The sequence below is a fragment of the Pseudoalteromonas sp. G5_S1_14_S5 genome, from assembly GCF_054968605.1.
Map to the genome: position 1 here is coordinate 1 of NZ_JBQKUM010000039.1, position 24,492 is coordinate 24,492.

Here is a 24,492-nt window from a genome sequence, read left to right on the forward strand (position 1 = left end):
ACACAGCACTATTGGTTTCTGTGTTGTTCGAAGTTGTTGTTGTCGTAGTCATCATTTACTCCAGTTTTCTTTTGCTGCGAATGCTGTGGGAAACGTGCGTATTGGGGACTGTGCAATGGCACTAAACCGCAGAAAATTTCAACGCCAACCCAAAATCATGGGTTTAGATTGGCTACGTAAGCTGAGGATATCTCAGTGTCGAACCAAGAAATTCAAATAAGCAGGGCTATATCAGCGATTAAATTGATACAACTATGAGATTGGTGTGACGTTTACCGAGCTGTCGGTCCCTGTAACGATGTTTTGTCAATTAAGGTGCGATATTGGCTTCGCTAATTTCTAAAAGGAGAGAATGGGGCGTGTATAAATGAACTGAACCAATCAGTCAGCATAAATAAGGTACATTATGAACAACAACATGAAGAACTTTAACTTTAGAATTACGTGCATTGGTTTGATACTAATGCTGAGTTGTGGTCTGTCATTTTCTTTCCAAGCCGCAGTAAATGGCTACACACTATTTGAATTCATTGCCGAAGTAGCTTTACGAAACAATCTTCCGCAAGATGTTAAAAATCTCGCAATGTTTCAATTACTTCCAACTGTCGGTGGCTTATTGTTAGCTATCGGTGGTACGAAAAAGATGATCGATGAGAAAAAGACTGCCGAATCGTCTGACGTCGAAGAGCAAGCCTAAGTTAAGTGGTTAGGGACCTCATAAACCGCATTATGAGGTCTTGCTGATCCAAAACTCACCATCACAAGGACCGACGAAAGGAATGGCTTCGCCACTGTTTAGGTACGAGTCTTCGCGTGATTCTCTTGGAGAGACAACGCAATGGTAAGTAATTGGAGATAAGCTAATAAAGAAGCCAAGTTTCATGGGTCTTGATTGTCGATCCCAATATACTCGGCTGCGATATTGGTGACCTGTTTGTCTCCTATACACTATATCTTCGCGACCAAAGTAGTTCACTAACTCTTGCGTGCTTACTTTTAAAGAGAGTGTTACTGGAGCTAACGAAACGGTAGCGGTACTGAACCCAAGGTCAATTAAATCCTTTCGCATGTCGTTATAGTTTTGAATGTCGCGTTCCGGTGTATCGCTATATTTACCTCGTACTAAGCTCACTTCGTCAGAGCTCGTGATTAGATTCGAAGAGTGCGCAACGTTTTTGTAAACACCGATACGCTTAGCATCAACTAAAAAAATAGGTTCACGAGAGCATCTTTTTTCCGAAAGTGTCAAAGATTGATGAAGGTCGTAAATTTCTTTCGCTTGTTTCTGAAGTTTATTGAACAGGCTTTGATCGCCATTGACGTGACCAATCCAGCGAATATGTTGGGGTTTGGTCAGACGAAGGTGACCCGACTCGGTAAATTCTTCAGTGTATTCTGGATAGCAATGTGAACCAAAGGACTCAACTTCATTTGTGGAAGAGAGTACATCGTCGAAGAACTGTTCTTCTAATTTGAAGAAGCGTACCCAATCTGAGTTTCGGTTTGTCATTATGTAGTGCTCCAATATAACGTTTTACGTAATGATATTATTTAATCGTTTAAAACCAATTAGAAGGTGTGGATTACGACTAAAGAGATTGATACCATCACCAAGAGTGTCGTGTAGAGCGTATATTTGGCGAAGTGAAAGCAGCTTCCGTACATCTTCTATGAATAATAGATAATAAGCACAGCTTGAATGCAAATAGTTGTTCAAGCTGTGGCATGATTTATCGTACCAATTTAATTTAAGTCACAAAAATTATAGTGGTATTGATTAACTTACCCCAAGAGCTTTATAAACCGCATCAACAGGATCACTATAAAAGCTCACTTGGAACTTCGTAAATGTCTCAGCAGGTACAGTTGGGATATCTGTAGCAGAAGCCATCGGAATAAGGATCTTGGTAGCACCAGCTTCAAGAGCTACCTGCATAGAACCTGCTAAATCCTGCACAGGATTTAGTACACCCCCCAAAGTCATTGAACCAAGCACTACCATTGACTCCTGCATCGGTTTACCCAGTAAGGCAGAGCAGTTCGCAATCAGTGATGCTAGACTGGATGTGTACGAGTTACCCGACATCTGCAAATCTACGAAATGTAGGTGGAACTCAAAGTCTGAGAACTGAGTATTTGCCGCAATGCGAGATAAGTTGCCTTTAAAGTACTCAAAACCAACTTTTACTTGTTCTTTAGCTTCAGTATCGGAGCCTAGACCTGAAGTGGTTAGCTTGCCGTTACCAGCGGTTTTCTGCGTCTCAATTCGGAATACACCAAGCTTGCCATTAGCACCTGGACTAACAAAGTGAATAACACCAGCATTTGGAGTTCCTGGAGGAATGATCTGTGAACCGCCTTGTTCAGGTACGTTTACAAAGAACTCTTCAAGGCTGTCATTATCAATGTAAGAAAAGTTCACATCAAAGAATTCCATTCCACCAATCTTTTTGAGCTGCTCTTTCACTCGGCGGCGAACTTCTAACGCATAAGTTAAACAGGTGCGAACGTCTTCTTTTGAGTATTCACCGTGTGGCACAAGTAACTTCAGTAGACCCGATGTTGTTCTGCGTACTGCAATTACGTCACGTTGGTTTAAGTTATTGCCAAGCTTGAAGAATTTATCTATCGCATCTGCGAAGTTATGCTTACGCATATCACGCATGTATTCCGCAAGGTAGTCTGTAATTAAACCAAAGCGGTTAGTGAAGAATTCAGGTCGCATTTTTGGAATTTCCCAGCCAGGAATATAGGCGTGGAAACGGTCAAAGAAAGCCGAGTCAATCATTTCTGTTGGGAAAGGAGCAAGTAAGTGACTGGTCTTAACTAATGTTTCGACACTTTGATCTATGTTACCAACAAAAACCATGGAGGCTTTGGCTTCGATAGAATCTTTGCCCCGGCTGAAAGAACCAGATGCCATGTAATCCTTCATTATCTGCACGCCATCTTTGTCTTTGAATCGGATTCCAGCAACTTCATCAAAAGCGACAATATCCCACATACCAACCAAGCCTACTTTACGAGATGACATGTTATAAAACAGGTTTGCGACTGTTGTTTGACCGCCCGATACAAGTAGTGAGTTAGGGGAGCACTCTTTATAAACGTGTGATTTACCAGTACCGCGAGGGCCAAGTTCACACACGTTATAGTTATTCTCAACAAATGGGATCATACGAGCAAGAATGTGCCACTTAGCTCGTTGTTCAAGATTAGTAGGTTCCATACCAATGGAGCGTAGTAGCATGTCTAGCCATTGATCCATAGAGAAGCTTCTGCGAGCGTCAAATACTTCTTGCATGTTCATGGAAGGCATTTGAATTGCTTTTAAACCTACAACCGAGAACGGAGATGTCTTTTGTCCTTCCTCATAGAAGTAGCTAAGCGTCACAATGCACCAGATACCGCCTGTCAGAAGCTTCTCATTAGACTTAATGATATCCGCTGGGATAACCGCATCCTTGATGCCTAAGTTGGATAGGCTTGCTTCGTAGACATCTTTCTTCTGGTTAAGACGAACAGAAACCTTATCGATAACCTTATGCGTTCCTTTCTCACGCACCATTGATTTTACTTTTTCAGCTTCATCTGGACGAACATAATTGTCTGTTAGGATCTGTTTTACTCGACCTAAACCTGCTTCAATTAGATCATCATCGGCTGATGAGCAATACATACCAAGCAAATACTCAAGTACGTATACAGGAACGTTCGCGCCTTCTTTCAACTGCTTAGTTAAATCTTTACGGACAACTCGGCCTTTAAATTCTGTTGTCATAAGATCATCTAGATCTACATTACGAATTTCTTGAACTTCTTGTTGGATTTGCTCATCGTGACTAAGTGGTTCTGCTTCGTTCGCAATATTATTGTCTTTGTCATTTATCATTTTGAGTTCCTAAAACAAATCAAATTCGTCTTGAATAGCAAGGTCGATGGTTACCGATACTGGCTCTAGCTCAATAGGGCGGTTCGGTTGAGTGATGTCTCGCATCATTAGCTTGTAACTAATATTTCGATCAAAGCCAGAGCCATTAAGCATGATTATTACGTCATGTCTTCTGTCTTCTTGACGTTCTGAGGTGGCATCAAACATAGCGACTTGTTTATGAGAAACAACATTGCCATCTGGATCTGCAACCCAAATTTCTAATTCACGAGCAATGTATTTATCGCCAACTGCTCCTGCTTGTAGAAGTTGGATTTTGTCGTTGAGAGATACCAAACGAATTGGATTAGCCAGTGGTACGACGGGGACTCGTTCCTTACTTAGCTTAGTTTGCTGTTTCTTATCTAGTTCACGTACTCGTAAAACTGGCACACAAATTTCTTGAGGCATAACCCCACCATGTACAAATTTAGCACCACCAACAAAATTAAAGCGGTTTGAGCCACGTGGAACAATAAATTCAGCGTTGCTGCAATCTTCACTATCGAGTGCAAGATTTGCTGTAGAATTCAGTGAACCTTGCCAGTAGTTATCGCCTTCTGGCAAAGTCTCACCAATGATATAGCGCTTTTTCGCTTCGACTGCACCTTTCGGTTGAGCCTGTAGAGTTGCTCTGTCTGAATCAACCACATCAGAAGACTTGTAGATAAACCCATGGTCAGCAGTAACAAGAACACGACTACCATTTAGACGGTTGATAATGCGTTCAATCAGTAATTTGATTTCATTGATCGCATCGGCACAAGCTTCAAAGGTTTGGTTTTCGGTTACGGCTTTATCACCAATGGCATCAATTTGATCATGGTAGATATAAACAACACGAGCATCTTTAACCATCTGCCGACCTTCGTCATTGGTCCAACCAAGTACTTCAGAAGCTTTAAACGCAAGCCCATTACGTTTAGCTAAAATTTTCTTACGGTTTTCAGTTCCATGAGCACTAACGCCATCAACTTTATACTCAACTTTAGAGCCGATATGAGCGCTAATCTTGTTATGAGGTAGTAGAGATGCCATCCCCAACTGCGTATAAGATGGAACCACCCCAAGTTGTGACTTGATCTCAGATGAAAAGCGTTTTTCGTTGTTAATCTGATCACTGATCGCATGAGCTACATCGTAACGCAGTGCATCAGAGATAATCACAAAGACCTTTTGTACTTGCGATGTGTTGAAAATACTTTCGACTTGGTGATTATAGAAGTCGTATTGATTCGGAACGCCCATGATCTTCCAATCATCTAATAGGGTTTCTTGATCAATATGTTTTCCCCAGGTGATAGCAAGATCGTGCAAGTACCAATCAACATATAGGGTTTCAATATCGTTAACTAAACCAGTTTTCTTAAGGATATCTGAACCATTGTGTGCCACTTGGTTAGCATGCTGACAGAATTCACGATATGCCATATCAAACTTATATAATTCAGCTTCATACGCACGATACATCTCTTTTGCTGAGTTGTATTGGAACCCGTCAATATACTTCTGCTTAAGTGTGTAGAACTGTTTAGCAGCACGAATGGCTTTGAGAATCGCTGCATAATTTGGCTGTATTAATGCCCAATGGGTAGTTAATCGATGCGATATCAGCGCATCGACTTCTACCTTATCAAGTTCATTAATCTTCTTCACAAGGAGAATGATGAATTGCTGCTCAGCCGATTCAAATGTTTCTACACGTTGTAAATCTTGAGGGGATGTAATTGTGCCAAGAAGGTTCCTAAGTTCTAATTCCGCTTCAATGAATGAAGCTAACTTGTTGTACGCATCACCCATTGAGCGACTTTCTCGCATACTCTTAATGATATTGACAGCCGTTGCTCGTTTTGACGAGTTAAGCCCCGAACGGTCTGAATAATCTTTTTTACCATGCTCATCAAGGTGAATGGGTAATAGATTTAACTTGAGGCGCTCAAAAATAGAGTGTGAGGTGCTTACGCCACTATTAATCAGTGATTGGTAAAACTCGGTAAAGAGTAGTTTAATAATGAAATCAATAAACTCTGCTTCAGTTGTGCTGCCATCATCGTTCTTCTCAAGTACATAACCAACTTCATCGGCAGCAAAGCGCCAAAACGTTGCTGTTAAGTTGTACTTGCTGAGTTCATCAAATAGAGACTCATTGTGGATATCGTTGCCTTGTGTGACTAATAAATCCAATAGAATTCCTGCAAAAGTAGGGGAGTCAATCTTTAACGTGGCAGCAAGTAATGCCAGTTCTAACTCTTCTTTATTAGCATTGTGCGGCAGCAGCTTCTTGAGTCGATTAACTCGGGCCTTGTTAGTGAAGAACGCACGATACTGAGAAATGACAGGTCGAAACTCCATACGCATGCCTAACTCATTGAGGATCATTGAGCTAGAATCTGCATAGAAGTCTTCAGAGTAGAGGCGAACATCAAATAACCAGTCACGTTCAGGAAGGTTTGGGGCTACATTGCTGTAAAGCAAGAAAGATGTATGAGGCTCTTGAAGCTCAATTCGCTGTTTAACTTCTAGGTGTGATTGACCATCGAGCAAGATAATCTCGATACCGTTAAGATCGAGTTCATCAAGCTGCTCTTTGAATTCGATGTCAGTATCTTGCCAAAAAACCAAACGGCTTTTTTCAAACTTAGAGAGTAAGCCTTGTGAGATTTGCTGTATATTCATGTTTATAATACTTTTTATAGTTAGGCTTAAATTGTTATTCAGCGAGTGCTTTCAGCCCGTTTAAGAATACTTCTGCGCTTGGTGCGTTACCGTGTTCCGCTGCATTTTGCGTGTCGTAGCCACACTTCAAGATTTTCTTTGTGAACTTAACCTTAGTACCTGGCCCACGCTTTTCTCGTTCTTCTGCAATTTCTTTTAAGCGATCCCATGGCATGGCAATAGTATTCTCTGGTGAGGCTTCGTGAAAGTTCGTTGTTTCAAGCCAGCTATTCATAGCTTGGCTATCCGCTAAGAACCATGCTTCAATCGCTTTCACTGCGATAAATATCAGGTCTGTATGAGTGGTCGTAATTCGATTCTTTACCGTGTCAAAATCTGGGTCTAACTCTAAATCGGTAAGAATGATAATGTGCTCTGCACCTGCGCCTTTAAGTAGATTGACCATAGGTTCAATGTGTTGTGGCAGCAGGTTACCGCCACCATTAGCATCAAGCACTGGATTGATTCGTTCACATCCATTTGCCTCTAACCAAGCTTTAAAGGTATCTGACTCGATGACTAATTTTTCGGTTTTACCTTCGACTATAAATCCAAGCTTTACCATGGTGAACCACCTGAAAACATGTTCATTAACCATGCTTTATCAAGAGGCATATCACCTAAATCTATACCATTAGTTTGTAGTGCTGCATTCTTAACTTCTGTTTTCCCTTGTTCTTTGTTACTTAACCAAAGCTCTGATTTTTCGGCACTGCGAACTACTGATTCACTATGCGTAGTGACGAAGAAAGCATGCTGGATAGTTGCGGTATCTCGGATCGCCCCAATAAGCTCAGAAATAGCTTTGGGGTGAATGCCTCTTTCAGGTTCTTCGATGATGGTAATACCAAATTTGTTAGTTCTGCTTAGTAGCGCTGTAAGAATACAAAGTGCGTAGATAGTGCCATCAGAGATTAAATTTGCAGGGAATCTTGTTTTCGTACCTTCCTCTTTGAATGTAATAACAGTCGTACCATCAAGGCGTTGTTTCTCTGTGGAAACCCTTTCCATGTGAGGGACTAGTAACTCAATCCATTCTGTAATTTGCTCTCTAAAGTCATCCTTTTTTTCTAGTTCTGCAAGCATACTAGCGACATTGCGCCCATGCATGTCTAATTCGGAGGTGTCAGTATTCGCAGAATCAGGCTCTTTAGCGCCTAAAGGGTCAAAACGAAAAACCTTTATGTTTGTCAAAAATTGATAGATGCCAGAATCAGGTAACAGCAATAATGCAGACATATTGGTTGGGAAGCTTACAGAATTTAACTGCTTACCTGACTTTAGAGTAGGGGACTCTCCACGTTTGCGAGAGATGACTAGTTCATCATCAATATGGAGAGTTTCAAAAAAAACTGGCTCTGAATCTAGTTGATAAAGCTTTAAGTGGTAATGATACAGCTTTGAGTCCAGTGTTATTTTGATCTCAAACTGCATAGTTCTTCTGCGTTCAGATCTGTGTTTGAAACAGTGAATATGAGCGAAACCACCAAACTTTTGAATGGCACTTTTCGTGCCGAATTCAATGGCTGTTCCAAAAAATGCTAGTGCATCGACAAGGTTACTTTTGCCTGAGCCATTAGACCCAGCAATGATTGCAAATGGATCAACGTTCTCCATTTTAAGATCAGCAATGCTTTTGTAGCCTTGTATGTGTAGTAGTTCTATATTCACGATTCCCCTCCATTAAGAGGATATATTATATAAGAAAAGGCTTGATAACTCATTCAAGAAATCAAGCACTTACTTTTTCAAGAGAGATAGATTGCACTTCTTTCAGTAGTAACTGATTGTACTCGCAGTTGAACAGGTCTTTCAGCTCATCTTTTTTCTCATGGAAAGGGAGAGCTATTGCATTTTTGTCACCACGAATCGCTGCTTTAGCTTTATCATTACACCAGGATCTATAGTGCATCAGGCTGGTGTTATAGCGTTTAGTGTTTTCACGCATCAGGTGTTCTGATAGCTTGAATTTCCCGTATCTGTCACAGAGTTGACTTTCCAGATAGATGGCTTTAGGCATTGTGTCGAGAATCATCGTAATGAAATCCAACATTTGCTTCAGATGGTCGTCAGTCAGTTGGTCTGCAAATGAAATAAGGTTATCAATTAAAGATAGAACTTCGTTTCTTTCGATAGATAACTGTGTAATGAGGTTTGCGGCAATATCTTCGGTTTCTGATACGTAGCTTTTATCAAGTAGAAGAACTCTTGCTGATTCAATAGCACCAAAATACTTCGATATTTTTTCCATATAAAACATCACATTTTGAGCTTTGATATCGGAAGAAATCAAATCCATGGTTTCTTGCAGCTTGTCTATTTTCTTAGCGAGATACATTGTCTGCACAACAATCGCACCAACAATAATAGTCGTAGATAAGCCAATAGCTGCCATTTGAGTCGCATGGGTTGATTGAATTAGCTTGCTGATGTCATTCAACTTTTCTGGGTCATAAAGCATCCCTTTCAGAGGCATATGTTGTACGATGCCCGATTTACCAGACGCTTCACTCCAATAGGCGACACCATCACGAAGAATAACGCTACCATCTTGCAAACCTTGTTGAACTGTTGAATAAACTTTATCCCAGTCAAATGTAAATACAGTTTCCATCAAAATATAGGTTCCTCTTCATTAAGCATCTGTTGTCGCATTGCAGCAATTTGTACTAAGGCTGGCAGAGTTACTCTGAAGGCTGGCCCACTAATCGCAGGAACGGTTAAAAGTACAGTTATAGCAATGCCTATTGGTCCTGCAAAAACACCAATTGCACGAGCTAGCCCTGCGTTTGCCGCTATTGTTAAGCCTCTTCCTAGAAGGGCTGTAGCTACCGCATTTGCAACAATCATAGCAACTTGATAAGACATAAAGCCTCCCATACGAATTCCTGCGATGATAGCCGTGAGGGCTGCACTACTTGTTAGTGAGGTATCTATTTTTAGTTTTTTTCGTAATTCATTTCTTTCAGATGCCGACATTTTTTCCCATGAGTCTTGGAATAGTTTTGCTAAAAGGGCTTGTTCAATTTTTTCTGTTTCTGCTTTGTAATCGGTTTTAATTTTTAGCTTCTTACAAACGTCAGTAAGTATCTCTCGATATTCAACGCCTGATTGTCTAAATAGATTAACGAAAGTGTCGCCACCAAAGTGTTGTAACTCTCCAGCGATAAGTTGCCAAACTTGTTTATAGTCACCCACACCCTTGGCAGCTTTAAATCTTTCATCATCGGTTAGGGTTTCTGTAAAACGAGTTTCACCATCTTTATCGGTTGTTAGGTATTTGACTAGTACGCCTAGCATTTCGTTATCGGCATAGCGTAATAGGGGATCTAAATCTTTATCTTTTCTGTATGTATTGCTCATAATTATGTAGCGTCAATTAACCACCCTTGTTCAGCGACAATTAGAGATTAAATTTTGTACAGTGATTTGATTCTAGATTAAACACAAAATAGAGATGAAACTCTTACTAAGCCAAAACCGATAGAGCCTTGCCCTGTCAAGGATGAGAGCGCAGCGAGCACCCCGTAGGGGCTTCCTTTATAGGGCATGGGTCGAAGGACAATTTTAGGTAAGAGGAGCAAATCTAATTGTCGCTAGATCACCCATTGTAATTGTCGCTACATACATAATATTCTCCTTATTGAACAGAATAGAAAAAGGCACAGTCCGTGGACTGTGCCATTACTACTTAGTTACTTATTTGATTAGGTCTGGTTTCTTACCATGGATGCCTTTCACATCGTGAAGAAGGTTACCGAACTTACCGTAGTTAACCTTTACACCGTCATCTAGGTCGATAGAGATCTTCATTTCAGCTAAGTGCTTTAGCTCTTCATCGAAAGCTCGTAGTTCTGTTTGCTTCTTCTCGATGGATTTAATCTCTTTTTGTAGGCGCTTCTTCTCTACCGTTGATGATGCACTTTGTTCAAGCTCTGATTGAAGCCTGTGCTGTGCTTCCATCTTACCCATTAGTGGCGTGACATATTCGGTACGCATGCGGGCTAGGGTACTCTCGTTGTAACGGTGGAGGTATACCAAACACTCGAATGCTTTTTCCTTACCAGAGCTAAATAACCAGTAAATCGGACGCTTCTTGTAGGTCTTCAAGTGATCTTTGTAGAACTGCGTTGAGAAGTAGCGGCGAATGGTGTCCATTGAGCTTTCGTTTTTCTTAGGCTTGATAGCATCCAGGCATAGGCTTTCTGCAACGAACTCCAAGTTTTCACTCAAGTGCTCCTCTCCCCAAACCGTTTTGACAAATTCACGGAAGCGGATGGTTGCATCATCTTCAAATAACCATTCTTGATCGGCTAACGGAATGATGCCGTCATCATCGGCAGTGAAGGTGTTGTATGCACCTTCGTTAACTAACTTGTTGAAAACGAGATTATTGGAGTGAGCAAAGACGATACCACTTTGGTTCAATGAGAAGCGTCCCATCATATTTCCAACTGAATAGCTAATAAGTGATGTTAGACAGGCTGCTTGAGATGCATTTTCCCTCTCTGGCTTAGGTAAGTTCTTAAATTTGAAGTGAGGGTTCGATAGCAGAGAAATTTGCTCAAGCTCCACGTCACCACCATCATAAGAGTTCGACACAGTATTATTGATATGAGTTTCAATGCGTTGAAGAGAGTTTGTTAGTTCTTTGGATTGTTCTCTAAAAATACTATAGCTCCCCTTTAATGTTGAATTTGGTTTAATTAAAGGGAATGTTGTAAAGTTCCAAGAAGTCTCTAACTGATCCCAATCCTCTTTAGCTATGGATATAGCTTCTTGTACTTGTGTTGGAGAGTTAGGAATAAGAGGTAATTGTCTTATTATACCGACCTCATAATTAAGTGTTGGTGAAATAGCTCCAGCAAGAATACTGGTAGTTTTTGAGTTAAGTAGCCCTGCGATGTTGTGAAGATTAAGTTCAGAAAAAATTGACATGCCCGCATCAGCAAATATAAAACCTGATGGGTAATATCGTACAGAAAAATTCCCCGATGAAACTTTTGACCAACTTACAGACTCTGAGAAGTAATGTTGCTCTGAAGGACAACAGTTCCCCATAGTTTTTAGAGTTAGGTAGTCGCTTTTTGAAAATGCAACAATATGTTCATGATTACCATACCACTTCCTGAATGTTCCTCCTTTGTTAAAAGGAACCCATCTTTTTTGAGTTCCCCAGTGATCTTCTTTGCTTGTTGCAAAGAAGTTAGTATGATCTAATGCGACCTCAAACCACATTCTAACAAATCGGTCATTGTCCCCAGTTGCCATACCTTGCCGAGCTGAGGCTTGTTTGCCTATGGAATCGTACGAACTAAAGAGTTGGCGCTCTTTTTCTGTTAACCAATAAGCTATCGGTGAACCAGGAATATCCCTAAATGCATCTTGATTCATTTTATTGTGCAAATGCTGTTTAGATTGTAGAAAAGAGCGTTTGTTTTCTTCGTTTCCTTCAGTTAAGCGAATAAAAGATGGTAGATATCTATTAATAAATTGCTTCTTAATAACCCAAGCGGTTGTTTGAACGACTTCACCAGAAATCTGACTGAATGCTCTGGCTCCCAAATGAGCCATAGTAAGTATATTACTCGAATCTAATATTGAGTTTCGCAGCTCTTCAAAGCTCGATAGAAACATCCAGGACTGCATATTTACCTGGGCATTATATCCATTTTTCTTTAATAGATTGAACGATCGTTCCATGAACAGTGCAAATAGGTCAGACTTTGAGTTCGGATAAGTCTTGTTAGCAAACTTTTTAAGTTCTTTGTTCATACCTTTTGACCCAAGGTATGGCGGATTTTTTACTGCACAATCGTATTTAGTAGCAAGTACTAGCGCTTGAGATACAATTGGTAGAACTACTTCAATAGCTGTTTTAGTGGTTGGGTTATTGCTGTTTTCAGCTTCTTCAAGTTTTGCTTTCAAACTTGTTAGAACTGATAGGTATTTACTATCAATTTCAATCAGTGAGCCTAAATTCTTAGCATCCAAGAATTGGAGTTTCAGGTACTCAAGTAGTTCGTAGTATGGCTTAAGTTCTGTTGGGATTTCAGAAGCATTGAATTCGTTTTGTGCAAATAGATCTTCGGTTTGACCTGCTTGCAATTTACCTTCAAAATCGAGAACAGTCCAAAGTTGATTTACATTGAAACTCTCGGTTGACTGAAGAGAGTAGAGGTTGAGTTTGATATCGTTGTCTTCGATACGTCTAAAGATACGGCGATCATCTTCACGAGCTTTCATCATAAGTGCGAAGGATGCAAGTTGGCATGCACGATCATCAATGTCCAAGCCATAGATATTCTTAGTAAGGATAAGCTCTGGAATCTCTTTTGTGCGGTAACCTTGTTCTAGATAGATTTCACGCAGTAGGTCGTACACTTCAACTAAAATGTGACCACTACCCATAGCGGCATCAATGATCTTAAGATCTTCAGGGTTAAGGCTAGTTGGTGTAATGGCTTTTAGCTGTGCAATAACCTCATCACTTTGCTCTGCTGGCGTGATGTAGTACTCCATTTTGTCTTTTAGCTCTGAATCAGGGTAGGTGGATAACCACTGGTGACCAAGGGAGTTTTGAACTAAGTACTTAACAATCCAGTTTGGCGTGAATAGCTGAGTTGCAGCAGGGATGTCTTCTTTCTTTACAACCTTCCCCATTACAGCGTCTTTGTGCTCAGAAATGTAGAACTGGTATAGCCAACCAATTACTTCAATCTCTTGCCAATTATCTTCTGGGATATCGTTAATTAGCTCTTTTAAGATGGAGTCTGATTTGGTTAAGTTGTCTGGTAATAGTAGTTCGGTTGCGTCATCCAGCTTTTCGAACATGAATGGCATGATTGTACTTAGCTGGTGGCATTGACCAAGCAGTAGCTCTTTGTAAAGCAGGTCTTCTTTGTCACCTGCAAGCACCATTTCAACGACTTTAGATTTCTCTAGCCCAAGATCTTCAGCAACATCCGTAGCATGAGAGAGAATTTCAAAGCCTTCACCAAACTCTGCATCTGCTTTTTTACTTAGGACACGGAAGCCATGGTCTAAGTACTCATTCACTTCCATGAAGCGAATAGCAGTGAAGCGGTTAAACCAAGTAAATGCCATCTCATTGATGAACTGCTTGTAACCTTCTTTACCGCCACCAAGTGCTTTTAGTCGGTTTACTAACTGTTGGCGCTGTTGTCCTTGCTTGCGAGTAAATACTCGTCCATCAATGATGGTGTCTGTACCTTGAGTTGTCGCTTCACTGATTTTGTCTTCGTAGATACCAAGTACGGCAGCACGCTTCATTACCGCTTCCATGAAAGCGATACGAGCTTTTGGTGCGTAAGCTTTGAGTTTGTTTGTATTCATTATTATTCTGCCAATAAATTATTCTGTTTCAGATTTAGCTACTGAGTGAGTATCTAATGCCTGCTCAATTCTTGATTTAAGGATGGTTTTACGTTTTTCGTAAAATGAAGCAAAGCCTAATAGAGAATCTGGGAGTTCTGTAATAGCTTGACGATCTAGATAGTGCTGTCGTTCAATTTCGTTTGGCCAAAGCTTTTGATACCAGATATGTGGCATTTTCTGTCTTTTCTCATTATTGATTGAGCCTTCAAGGAGTTGAAGATTAGCCAACTTGTTTGATTGCGTGATGGCTGCATCTATTTGCTCTTCTTCCATTCCAAGTTTTCGAAGGTTAGCTTTTTTGAACAAACTTTTCGGGTAGATATGATCAATATGGAAATGATGTGAAAAATCAAAGCCAAAGAATAGTATTGATAGCAGGGCGAAGGTACGCTTGTTACCGTACTCTAACTCAACTAGCTCTTCGATTTCTTCTGGCTCAAATTTAAGAGACTTACCCCTGCTGACCATAAATGTTTCAATGGCTGCAATAGGGAACGTGTTGTCGTGTGAGTTTTTAATCTCAGAGCGTATACCTGTTAGCAAGGTGTCTAAGCCACTTCCCCAGATACCAGAAGCTTTCAATAAGGACTTCACAAGCCAATGTCTGATGTTTGCCCGATCAGAAGAGTGTTCACTTCGAGATAAATAGCTTTCATCGTAACTGTTATGATGAATGTAGTAAGCAACAGGTAGCAAAGCACTGTCTGCTCGTAAGTTCTGGCTATTGAAGCCGAAACTTGCGAACAGTTCAGTCGTTACGGTAAGAGCTTGCTTAATGGAATCCCATTTTTGTTCTAGGATTTCCATGTTACCTTTATTGAAGTTTTCGACTTTAAAGCCCACGCTGCCAATATCTGACAGCATCAAGCCTGCCTTTAATACTAAGTCTTTGCTGTAGTTGAACCCATCACCGATTTGGTTGAGTTCGTCAACAAGGGAATGGATCTCTTCTCTTGCATCAAGTTTGTCCCATTGAGCTACCGCAATTGAAAGAAGCAGATCTGAATAGGATAGCGGTGTACCGCCACTATTCATTCGGATAAAGATATTGAGTACTTTTTCTAAGCTTTGATCGGTTTCTTCGTAATAAGAGATTATGGGTTTATCATGAATTAGAGTATTGAGCTTACGCTGAAGCTTACGAGCTTTATTTCGTTGTTCCTTTGTAACAAATTCCCCTAAATTGTCTGATAGATCATCATTCAGAGCGTCTTGCAAATCATCGATATCGCCATCGAAAACATCAGCAACTTTAAACCAATATTGGTCTGCATTTTTTACTTTCGCTCTGTCTTCAGTTAAAAATTCGAACTGGTACTGATTGCCTTCTTCATCTGGCTCGCCAAGTAAGTTCAAATACAGGAACTTTTGTGGAAAAGCATCATCACTAGACCACCACCTACCAGCGATTTTCTGGTGGTAGCATCCTCTAAGCCCAATATTTAACGAACTAATCCGCTGCTGCCCATCAAGGACAGCAGTGAACTCTTTACTTGCTGGGTTTTCTAAGCGATCACAGTGATTAGCATCTCGTTGATGGTAATTCTGTACAAACTCGTAAAACTGATAATCACTGCGATGTTCTGGGTTGATTTTCCAATATAAGAACGTCCCTACAGGGTAACCTTGCAACAAGCTATCGAATAGTTGACAGATTTGTTCTGGTTTCCAAACGAACTCTCGTTGAATAGCGGGTAGCACTAATGTTTGTTCAGCAACTTTGTCTAGTAGTTGCTTAATGGAACCACCGTTCTGATACATAATGCTTACCTACTTAATACGTACTTTATGGTCAGATTCAACCAGTGAAACCAGTTTTTCACGAAGGGCATTTAGGTAGTTATCTACATCTTCAACTGACTCCATGTACATTGAAGTAGAAAGACCTTTGTAAACTTCCATTGCATCTACCGATTTCGTTGGTTTCGCTTTAACTGCCGCTTCTTGCACTTGTGGCGCTTCAGTTACTGGTTTAGGTTTGTATGCTGTATCAGTATTTCCTGCACCAAGCAGAGAGCCTTGTGATTCCACTGGCTTAGTCGTTGCTTCCGCTTTTTTCTTGGCTTCTTCTTCGGCTCTTCGTTTTAGCTCTTGCTGTCTACGAATGTAGTTATTACGTAGAGTCTCCGCTTGGTTAAACCAATCGTCAGCTTCAGACAGTTCGTTTTTGATGTCTGCCACACTACGAGCCGTTTCGATACGTTTGATAGCGTCTTGGAAAGGTAGTAATGCTTGGTTGCTGATCTCGGCTGGTGCGCCTGCATCTGCGATGATGCCTTGTACATCCGTGATATGGTTTTGCAGCTTGCCTGTAACGAATTTACGTTGTTTATCCATGAGTTCGTTATTGATAGCGTCCACTTTCTCAATCAGTGGTTTTACATTACGGATCTCACGATATGGGCGAGGGTTGCCATAGATAGCCGCCAGCTTGTCTAGTGCTTGCTTCGCATCTTCATCTTTTTCAAGGAAAGAAGCATTGGTGGCGAACTTGATATCTAGCGAATGTGCTAGCTGTTGCCATACAGTAAATTGTTGCTCATAGAAGTTTTCAACAGATTCATACTCTTCTTCGAAATCACAAAGCTCATCATCGTTGGCTAGGAAGCTTTCGATAAACTGGTAGCTACTGTTAGCCTCTACCAATGAACCAATTAGAACAATGCCGTCTTGGATATCGGTAACACCAGGGTAGTTACCTGTTTCCGCTTTAGACTGGAAGCCTTTCAGTTTATCTAACCAACTTGTTAGTTTTTCAGTAGCGGCTACAAAGAGTTCAGGTTCTGTTGATGGAGCTGTGCCGAAGTTTAGATCACGGTATAGCTTACCCGCTTTTTTAAGGTTTGCTTCAGACTGCTGCTTGATTCTACGGATACGCAGGTTAGCAAGGCGCTGTGTCTTGTCTAAATGGTCAAATAGATGCTTAAGCTCAATATCTTGCTGGTTTGCTTGGAAGGTAATTTTTCCTGCGGCACCAAGGCGAGCAAGCATTAGGCGGATTTCGTCTGTGTTCCAACCATAAGGGCGCTTAGTAAACTTCTTAATCAACTCAGCGGCAATAACAGGGTAGCCATGCTCATCGCTGATAGCGATGTGCTTTTCTATTTCAGCAACCGCTAGTGGGTTGATCTCTGCATCACCAAGGTCGATGTCGACTTGACCTGATTGACCAGCAATCAATGTTTGTTGGATCTCGGTACGAATATTAGAACCAGCAAACGGCTTAACCATTTTGAGGTGTTGGAATGTATTTGTCACAACGTAGTGACAAGCACCTTCAAGCATTTTTACTGGTGATGAGCCTTTCGCATCGTATGTGTTACCCAGTGCGTAATAATCGGCTTGCTTCATCAACACTTCGATTTCATCTACTAATCGTCTACGAGCTTCTTGGTTCTCTTGCGCTTTTTGATGGCGAAGTTGCTCTTGTTCTTTTCCGTTAGATTTGCCTTTTTTCAAGTACTTCTGTGTTTTGATGTACTTACGAAGTTCATCAAATAGACGTTGGTTGTCTTCGAGCTTAACCAGTACGTTATCAGCTGAATAGTTAACACATGTTGTGTCGTTGTAGCTCTCGTAGTCGTTATCGATAGGAGATACCACTTTGAAAATGATGTCACTTTCAACCTTTCCACCGAAAGGCATGCCATTGCAGAAGTAAGCTATCGGGAAGTTTTGCTTATTTTCAGGGTAGGTGTACTTTTCTGTGCGGCGCAGTACTTCATTGAAAATGATGGCACTCAGTTCAGCGGTTTCTTCTGATAGCTCTAGCTCAGTGTTTTGAATTTCCTTCTCAATTTCTTTCTCTTCATTGGTTAGGAATATGTACTCATCACCTTGGCGAGCCACAAGGTTATTACGCTCAAGTGCTTCTAATCCAGCTTCGATTTTCAGTCTTAGTTCACGCTTATCTTGGTCTACTTCGTTAATACAAAGTGTCACCAGATTGTCGAGTGTTGACTTAATTTCATCGACATAGCGGATCATGAATAAAGTCTGTAGAACGCTGATTGCAAAGTCGCTGATAGAGGCTTTTTCTTGAGCTTGGTTGATGTCACGAACAACCGCAGTATCAAGGAATTTCTTAATTGAGTTATAGAAACTGTAAACAGGAACTAAGCGACCAATACTGTCTTCTGAGTATAGATTTGACGCAATTTGGAACGCATCAATCAGTGAACGCTCACCCTTACTCATGTGTTGTCCTGAAGCACCCGCACGACTGATGCCCGTGAAAATCTTTTGAACCAAGTTGTATTGGTAAGGGATAAATGGGTAGCTGTTTATGAACTCTTCTGTATCGGTGTAGTTCTTTAGTTCGGCAGAGTTAGTTTGTTCGAAACTCAGTTGGCTACGAATGATATCGCCTTTATCTTCATATAGGGCTGCAAGTGATGATTTAGCATCATCACTTTTTTCTAGCAGTCGCTTTTCGATAACTTCGTTAGTGTTTGAGCTGGATAGTGAAATGCGTTGGAAACGGCCTTGGATTTTCGAGAAGTCCTGACCTTTAGAGCCTTGCATTTGACCAAGTACAGCATCGATGTCTTCTTGAGAGGTAACAATTACCCACGCTCTACCGCCACAAATCGTACCAAGGTTCTCGGTAATGGTTTGCAGTTTTAGCATCATTTGCGTGTTGTTACCGATGTATTGACCTACCTCATCGACAAAGAAGAGTAGGCGGCGGCTTTGGTCTTCATCTAGGTACTCTTTAACCCATTTACAGAAGTTAGCGATATCGAGAGGGAAGTTCTCTTCTAGCTTCTCTACCCATTGGCGTGTTGAATCAAGAGATTGATTGGTTACTTTTGCTAGTGCTTCTGCGATGAAATCACGGTAGAAATCAAAAGAATCACGTTGTTCTTTCCAATTCACGCCTGTGATTTCTTCGAATTCAGTTTGGAATAATTCGAATAGACCTCGTGAATCCAGATCTCGCTCCAAGTGTGCAATGTGGGCATGGTCACCTGAATAGCCCATTTCTTCATTGAATACCTTCAAGAATACTTTCAGAATCGCATCTTCACGATCATCGGTATCCGCACGGCTATCGATGTTAAATAGGATAACTTTGTTTTGTTTTTGGATTGCCTGCTCAATAGAACCAACCAGCATTGGTTCTTCTTTTAGCTTTTCTGAAAAGAAATCGAAAGCAGTTCGCGAGCTGAAGCCATTGGTTGCTTCGATATTTTTGAAGAGGTAAGACAAGATCTTGATGAAGTGTGATTTACCACTACCGAAGAAACCTGATACCCAAATCCCTGACTTTCCAGCAACAGCCGCTTTTTCTGGGTCGTATACTGAAGGCATGTAAAACTCGAAGAACTTTTCAATGTGCTTCATTAGTTCATTCGTGATGACGTACTCATCAAGCTCAACAAATACGGTTTCATTTTCTGTTTGATCTGCTTTTACAACACCGTTAATTGGTCGAGCGATGTCTTTTTTAAATATTTTTTTCAGTTCCATGGGATACCTAGCTAGGAGACGAAAGTTTAAAATTTGTGTTTGACGTTTTAAGGAACCAGTTTGAAGGCTCGGTAGTAGTTGTTAGATTCAATCCTTCCAAACGGTTTGAGAGCTGCGCCATCGTACTCCCCAGGGTAAAACATGACGGTTGGAATATTGCCTACCTTTGCGTGTAGGGCATTAAGTAAGCCGTGACCTCGTACAATAGGCCAAACACTGCCTAAGCCGTGAAGCATAATAAAATCACACTCTTCGATTTTGGCTTGCTTCACAATGAACTCAGCGACACGGTTTTGCTCAAGTGGGCCTTTTAATGCTTTAAAGAGGGCTTCATCGCCACGGTCTTTCTGCATTTTATAGGCAAGATCGAGAAGTTTACGGCTATTAAGCAATTCAATGATCATTTCGAACAGGTTAATGCTTGCAAACTTGCGACCTGAAATCTCACCACGAGTCGTCATTTTCTTTGTAACGTGGGAAAGATGCTCACGAACGGTCACTTCAAACTCGGCTGGATAATCAAAGATATAAAAACCGATTTCACCACCAAGTTCTTTGTTGGTCAGAAATTCTTCGCTTTCTAGTTTGTCTTGAACTTGGTCTAAGCGTTTTTGTAATTGGGCTAGTGTTTGCATTTACAGCTCCATCGCTTGTAATACATCATCATGATCCATCTCTGATAGCAGCTCACGGACGTCTTGAGACACATAAACATTAAGCAGTTGTTTATTTTTGGTCGAGTCAATGTAGCCAGCATCAGCAATCACTTTAAAAGCGACTTGAGATACTTTATAGGTAGATGCTTCAGACATTTCTGCTAGGGCTGGGTATAGGCGAGAACGGTCTTGCCAAAAGTGATGCCAATCATCAACTGTCAGTGACTCTCGATACATTTGCTTAGCGTCTACTACTACCGTGCGCATGAAATCTGCTAATAAAGGCGAGTTAATTAAGGTTGCGGCAAACATCAATTGGCTGGCTTCATCTGAACCACTGTAAGCAAGCTTTTCAAGAAAACGGTTGTTAAGCCCACTTAGTCGCTTTTTAATGGTCGATGCGTTTCTCTTGGCAGAGGCTGCGGATGGCTTTTGCAGAATGTTTTCATCGACAATGGCTTCATTCCATTCTGATAGTGTCGGCTCTTTTAGCATTAATCCTGCCAAGATTTGGCTTTCTCTTAGCATCAGACTGCCACCAATGAGGTCACCTAGATAGCGTTTATGAGCAGACATGATTTGTCCCTATATAGTTCTTTTCAGATGGATGAGGTGTGTAGCCTGCGGCAAGCTGTAGATTTGAAATGCCATAGAGAGCAGGGGAGTTTTTCAACCATAATTGATGTTCTGGAGATTCTAGACTTGCATCGGACGAACAATCGACATTGAGCTTACGTAACAGATAACCCGCAACAGCCGCACGTACTTCAATATTTAAAGCACCGTTCTGCATGTTATAGTCCAACTCTATCGCTTTAGGGTACTTAATATTGGTAGGGTGCGGAACAAGTTCAAGCGGCACAATGCGTAACCATTGGTTATCAGCCATTTTGTTTTGATGCTCTTTGATTTCTTGCTCAATGATTTTTGCTTTAGTTATACGAGTAACCACAAAGTCTCTAAACTCACCAGATTTAGTATCAAACGCTCTTACGTGCCAACGCAAACCATTATCAACAATGCTGTGAGGAATGATGACACGAGAGCTTGCTCCACTCTCTAGTGAAATATAATCAAGCTTAATCGCTTTTTTGTTCAAGGATGCTTGAGTGAGTGTTGCAATGGTATAAATGTTCGGGATTGATAGATGGCTAGGAGCTTCTACAGGAAACTTCACATCTGACATTGCATCTAAGCTATCGCTTAAATGATGTTTTAGCTGGCTTAGTGCTTTCTGAGTATCGTAATCAAAGAGAGGGGTAAACACCTCGGTTTGAAAGTAGCGTTTCTCGGCATTGTTGTAGAGAAGATTATCGCCAGCTAGCTCTTTGTATAGGTTGATATCACGTGTGGCATTTGACAGTCCCATTTTAAAATGAGACACCACTTCAGAGCGTGCAAAGTGACCAACGAACATTAACCTGAAGTCAATGTACGCTAATCGTTGTTTTTGTGCGTGACTAAGATTATCCATGGTTCTTGATGCATTTCATAATGAGTTCGAAGTATGAACCATTTTGGGTTGGACTTCAATTCAACATGTTAGAGTCCAGCAAATCATAATTACTAAGGAAAGAGTCTCTCATTTCATTTTCGCGGTCAGGCCTCATATTGTGTGGTATTAAGGAATGATGAATTTCGACAACATTAACACTGCTGGGGGAGTTTTGTACGAATCGCTCATGGTTAGGCGGATATTTCTAGACCACCGACTCTATTGAGACTATACCCATCAGATACCATGAATAATTTTCTTCGTTGTATGTCGAGTTTTGAATTTTATGAAAAATGGCTCTTTTACTTTATTGTTTCTAAGGATATGGATTAATTCGTGTTGAACGTCAATTTAATGTGACAATGTAACGCGTGTCAGTGGAGAAGGTTAAAGGGATTGACCGTAATAGGGGAGGCGCCCATTTCAGAAGAAGTTCCAGACTTAGCTTTCAGTCTATGCCCTTTAAGGTCTAGCGAAACTATGAATGCGAATATCAAAGTACTATTGATTAATTTTGTACGAAGAACCGTTATGCCTCTGGAGTATATCCTATGTAACGTCAGTTACAGGGCTAAGACCCGTAAGTCTAGAGTTGCAATTTGATTAGATTGATAGGTAAAAATCAGGTCTAAAGTCTAACTTAATGTTTTTCTTTGATTTATTCTTCATTGGAAGCCAGAAACACCATAAACGAACTTTTTTGGAAATAGAGCGTAATACCCCCTAATGGCATAGTGACCTCTTAACTTTCCCTTTGATTTAAACAACTTAACATCGTTTAGGTGAAACCTAAAAATACACAATATTATATTATGTTATCGTATACAGGGCTCTTATTTATTATGTCGTCCTCTCAACCTCTGCCACACATTAATTCAATTGCGATAGTTACCTAGTGAGACATTCTCTTGCCTTTTATCTAGACTCGGGGCTAGAATGGTACTGTATAAATAACCAGTATTAATTGTGAATATATTAACTTATCCAGTGAGTGCAGGCGTGGTGGGTTTTGAGTCCCCAGCTGCAGAATATAAACAACTGGAATTGAGCCTTGATGAACTGCTGGTGGAACACCCTTCATCAACGTTTTTAGCTCTAGCACAGGGAGATAGCATGCAAGGAGTTGGGATTTTTTCAGGTGATGTATTGATTGTAGATCGAGCCCTTACTGCGAAAGACCACGATATTATCATTGCCAATCTAAACGGTGAACTGGTTTGTAAAATCCTAGATATCAAAGGACGTCGCTTGCTGAGTGCGAATGAATCAATGAAGCCGGTAAGAATTGATGAACTAGATTCCTTCGCAATAGAAGGGGTATTAGCGAGTTCCATCAGACTCCACCGTGTATCAACAATGTTTTCGGTTTAATCATGTATTCATTAATAGATGGCAATTCATTCTACAATTCGTGTCATCAAGTCTTCAGACCTGATTTACGTGGAAAGCCGGTTATCACCGTCAGTAACAATGATGGTTGTGCCGTTGCGGTAAACAATCAAGCGAAGGCGTTGAACATTCCAAAGTTCGAACCTTACTTTAAAATCAAGGCATTATGTGACCAACATGGCGTTACAGTCTTCTCATCTAACTATGAACTGTACTCCAGTTTGAGCTTGCGCATGATGCAAGTGATTGCACGTTTTGGACCTGAACAACTGATCTATTCAATCGATGAAAGCTTCCTAAACCTGGACAAGTGCATAAACATCCCTTGTTTACGAGAGCATGGCGCCGCAATTCGAAAAGCAATATGGAAAGAGTGTCGGATCCCGGTCTGTGTGGGAACCGGCCCGACGCTCACCCTCTCAAAATTAGCCAACCACGCAGCGAAAAAACTCCCTGGTTATCAGGGGGTATGTGTTTTAGATTCAGTGAAAGAAACCCAATGTGTTCTCCAGGCTATTGATGTGGGTTCAGTCTGGGGGATTGGTCGCAAGCGAACGAAAGCATTGCAATTTATGGGGATCACTACCGCAGCGCAACTAGCAAATTTTTCACCTTCAAAAGCGAGAAAAGAATTCGATGTCAGTGTTGAGCGCACAATACGGGAACTCAATGGTGAAAAGTGTATTCCATTCGACATAGCAAGAGCAGACAAACAACAAGTTTTTTCTACCCGCAGTCTGGGTAAGCGCATAACGGAATTCGATGAGCTTAGACAAGCTATCAGTCTGCATGTGGGCATTGCATCGCGAAAGATCCGTGCTCAACAGTCACTTTGTAAAGTGTTGGTTTGCTTTGCAGGAAATTCACCTTTTGACGAAAAGCCGGTTAGTTTCAAAGCGATTCACAAATTTGAGTACGCGACAGCTGATGTGGATACCTTAACCAGTGCGGCTTGCGCTCTGGCAAAAACACTCTACAAAGAAGATGTTCAGTACTACAAAGTCGGTGTTGGGCTGATTGACCTCGTTGACGGAAGACATGAGCAAGCCGACTTATTTAACCCACAACCCAATAACGCAAAGTTAATGGCTTCGTTTGATCAGATAAACGCAAAGTACGGAATGGACACTATCTTTCTGGCTGCGCAAGGAACACCCACAAGACAGTCTTGGGGTATGCGCCGCGAAATGCTGTCTCCGCAATACACCACTAAATGGAGCGACTTACCTAGAATCGCCTGCTAACTTCTGCCAACTGCGTTTGTGCTTCGCAAGTTATTCTCCAATTCAAGCTCTTTATTTGACATGCTTGTATCGGGCTAAACTAGCATTCGATGAGTGGATTTCGCACGTTCCTGTGGGTAATCAGCTGCCGCGAGGCAAGTATTTTCAATGTAAGGTCACAATACCTATGCACCAGTCAGACGAGAAAGAATT

The 24,492-nt window shown here is 41.1% G+C and carries 16 protein-coding genes; 3 read left to right on the plus strand and 13 right to left on the minus strand.

The window, feature by feature from the left end:
* Positions 1–406 precede the first annotated feature (406 nt).
* A complete protein-coding gene (locus ACTRWI_RS12905; protein ID WP_499131933.1) occupies positions 407–697 on the plus strand; it encodes a hypothetical protein in 291 nt (96 codons plus the stop codon).
* Between the two features lie 30 nt (positions 698–727).
* Here ACTRWI_RS12905 and ACTRWI_RS12910 read toward each other — a convergent pair whose 3' ends face one another.
* From ACTRWI_RS12910 to ACTRWI_RS12970, 13 genes are all read right to left on the minus strand, one after another.
* Positions 728–1,510 (minus strand): hypothetical protein, encoded by a 783-nt coding sequence (locus ACTRWI_RS12910; RefSeq protein ID WP_499131935.1) that lies wholly within the window; start codon positions 1,508–1,510, stop codon positions 728–730.
* Between the two features lie 267 nt (positions 1,511–1,777).
* Positions 1,778–3,892, minus strand: coding sequence for a protease Lon-related BREX system protein BrxL (gene brxL / locus ACTRWI_RS12915; protein WP_499131937.1), 2,115 nt, complete (start codon positions 3,890–3,892; stop codon positions 1,778–1,780).
* Between the two features lie 9 nt (positions 3,893–3,901).
* On the minus strand, positions 3,902–6,607 hold the full coding sequence (pglZ, locus tag ACTRWI_RS12920) for a BREX-1 system phosphatase PglZ type A (protein WP_499131939.1): 2,706 nt from the start codon (positions 6,605–6,607) through the stop codon (positions 3,902–3,904).
* A 34-nt stretch (positions 6,608–6,641) separates the two neighbouring features.
* Positions 6,642–7,211 carry a hypothetical protein gene (locus ACTRWI_RS12925; RefSeq protein WP_499131941.1) on the minus strand — a complete coding sequence of 190 codons (570 nt, stop codon included), beginning with the start codon at positions 7,209–7,211 and terminating at the stop codon, positions 6,642–6,644.
* Positions 7,205–8,317 carry an AAA family ATPase gene (locus ACTRWI_RS12930; protein WP_499131942.1) on the minus strand — a complete coding sequence of 371 codons (1,113 nt, stop codon included), beginning with the start codon at positions 8,315–8,317 and terminating at the stop codon, positions 7,205–7,207. Before ACTRWI_RS12930 ends, ACTRWI_RS12925 begins: the two co-directional genes overlap by 7 nt.
* Before the next feature lie 61 nt (positions 8,318–8,378).
* A complete protein-coding gene (locus tag ACTRWI_RS12935; protein ID WP_499131943.1) occupies positions 8,379–9,260 on the minus strand; it encodes a hypothetical protein in 882 nt (293 codons plus the stop codon).
* A complete protein-coding gene (locus tag ACTRWI_RS12940) occupies positions 9,260–10,009 on the minus strand; it encodes a YaaW family protein (protein ID WP_499131945.1) in 750 nt (249 codons plus the stop codon). The genes ACTRWI_RS12935 and ACTRWI_RS12940 overlap by 1 nt, the downstream gene beginning before the upstream one ends.
* 336 nt (positions 10,010–10,345) lie before the next feature.
* Positions 10,346–14,002 (minus strand): BREX-1 system adenine-specific DNA-methyltransferase PglX, encoded by a 3,657-nt coding sequence (pglX, locus tag ACTRWI_RS12945; protein WP_499131946.1) that lies wholly within the window; start codon positions 14,000–14,002, stop codon positions 10,346–10,348.
* An 18-nt stretch (positions 14,003–14,020) separates the two neighbouring features.
* Positions 14,021–15,805 carry a DUF262 domain-containing protein gene (locus tag ACTRWI_RS12950; protein WP_499131948.1) on the minus strand — a complete coding sequence of 595 codons (1,785 nt, stop codon included), beginning with the start codon at positions 15,803–15,805 and terminating at the stop codon, positions 14,021–14,023.
* A gap of 9 nt (positions 15,806–15,814) precedes the next feature.
* Positions 15,815–19,516 carry a BREX system P-loop protein BrxC gene (gene brxC, locus ACTRWI_RS12955; protein WP_499131950.1) on the minus strand — a complete coding sequence of 1,234 codons (3,702 nt, stop codon included), beginning with the start codon at positions 19,514–19,516 and terminating at the stop codon, positions 15,815–15,817.
* A gap of 47 nt (positions 19,517–19,563) precedes the next feature.
* Positions 19,564–20,151 (minus strand): DUF1788 domain-containing protein, encoded by a 588-nt coding sequence (locus ACTRWI_RS12960; protein ID WP_371730116.1) that lies wholly within the window; start codon positions 20,149–20,151, stop codon positions 19,564–19,566.
* Positions 20,152–20,748, minus strand: a complete 597-nt coding sequence (locus ACTRWI_RS12965) for a DUF1819 family protein (protein ID WP_499131952.1) — start codon at positions 20,746–20,748, stop codon at positions 20,152–20,154.
* A complete protein-coding gene (locus tag ACTRWI_RS12970; RefSeq protein ID WP_499131954.1) occupies positions 20,735–21,646 on the minus strand; it encodes a helix-turn-helix transcriptional regulator in 912 nt (303 codons plus the stop codon). The genes ACTRWI_RS12965 and ACTRWI_RS12970 overlap by 14 nt, the downstream gene beginning before the upstream one ends.
* 987 nt (positions 21,647–22,633) lie before the next feature.
* Here ACTRWI_RS12970 and ACTRWI_RS12975 point away from each other — a divergent pair.
* Both ACTRWI_RS12975 and ACTRWI_RS12980 read left to right on the plus strand, forming a co-directional pair.
* Positions 22,634–23,038: a LexA family protein gene (locus tag ACTRWI_RS12975; protein WP_446638934.1), complete on the plus strand. Its 405-nt coding sequence runs from the start codon at positions 22,634–22,636 to the stop codon at positions 23,036–23,038.
* 2 nt (positions 23,039–23,040) lie between these two features.
* Positions 23,041–24,300, plus strand: a complete 1,260-nt coding sequence (locus ACTRWI_RS12980; RefSeq protein WP_446638935.1) for a Y-family DNA polymerase — start codon at positions 23,041–23,043, stop codon at positions 24,298–24,300.
* Positions 24,301–24,492 lie beyond the last annotated feature (192 nt).

Excerpts from the sequence above, each read along its gene's own strand:
- brxL (WP_499131937.1), bottom strand. The coding sequence starts at position 3,892 with ATGATAAATGACAAAGACAATAATATTGCGAACGAAGCAGAACCACTT.
- brxC (WP_499131950.1), bottom strand. The coding sequence starts at position 19,516 with ATGGAACTGAAAAAAATATTTAAAAAAGACATCGCTCGACCAATTAAC.
- pglZ (WP_499131939.1), bottom strand. The coding sequence starts at position 6,607 with ATGAATATACAGCAAATCTCACAAGGCTTACTCTCTAAGTTTGAAAAA.
- ACTRWI_RS12905 (WP_499131933.1), top strand. The coding sequence starts at position 407 with ATGAACAACAACATGAAGAACTTTAACTTTAGAATTACGTGCATTGGT.
- ACTRWI_RS12970 (WP_499131954.1), bottom strand. The coding sequence starts at position 21,646 with ATGGATAATCTTAGTCACGCACAAAAACAACGATTAGCGTACATTGAC.
- ACTRWI_RS12935 (WP_499131943.1), bottom strand. The coding sequence starts at position 9,260 with ATGGAAACTGTATTTACATTTGACTGGGATAAAGTTTATTCAACAGTT.
- ACTRWI_RS12960 (WP_371730116.1), bottom strand. The coding sequence starts at position 20,151 with ATGCAAACACTAGCCCAATTACAAAAACGCTTAGACCAAGTTCAAGAC.
- ACTRWI_RS12925 (WP_499131941.1), bottom strand. The coding sequence starts at position 7,211 with ATGGTAAAGCTTGGATTTATAGTCGAAGGTAAAACCGAAAAATTAGTC.
- ACTRWI_RS12950 (WP_499131948.1), bottom strand. The coding sequence starts at position 15,805 with ATGTATCAGAACGGTGGTTCCATTAAGCAACTACTAGACAAAGTTGCT.
- ACTRWI_RS12940 (WP_499131945.1), bottom strand. The coding sequence starts at position 10,009 with ATGAGCAATACATACAGAAAAGATAAAGATTTAGATCCCCTATTACGC.
- ACTRWI_RS12910 (WP_499131935.1), bottom strand. The coding sequence starts at position 1,510 with ATGACAAACCGAAACTCAGATTGGGTACGCTTCTTCAAATTAGAAGAA.
- pglX (WP_499131946.1), bottom strand. The coding sequence starts at position 14,002 with ATGAATACAAACAAACTCAAAGCTTACGCACCAAAAGCTCGTATCGCT.
- ACTRWI_RS12965 (WP_499131952.1), bottom strand. The coding sequence starts at position 20,748 with ATGTCTGCTCATAAACGCTATCTAGGTGACCTCATTGGTGGCAGTCTG.
- ACTRWI_RS12980 (WP_446638935.1), top strand. The coding sequence starts at position 23,041 with ATGTATTCATTAATAGATGGCAATTCATTCTACAATTCGTGTCATCAA.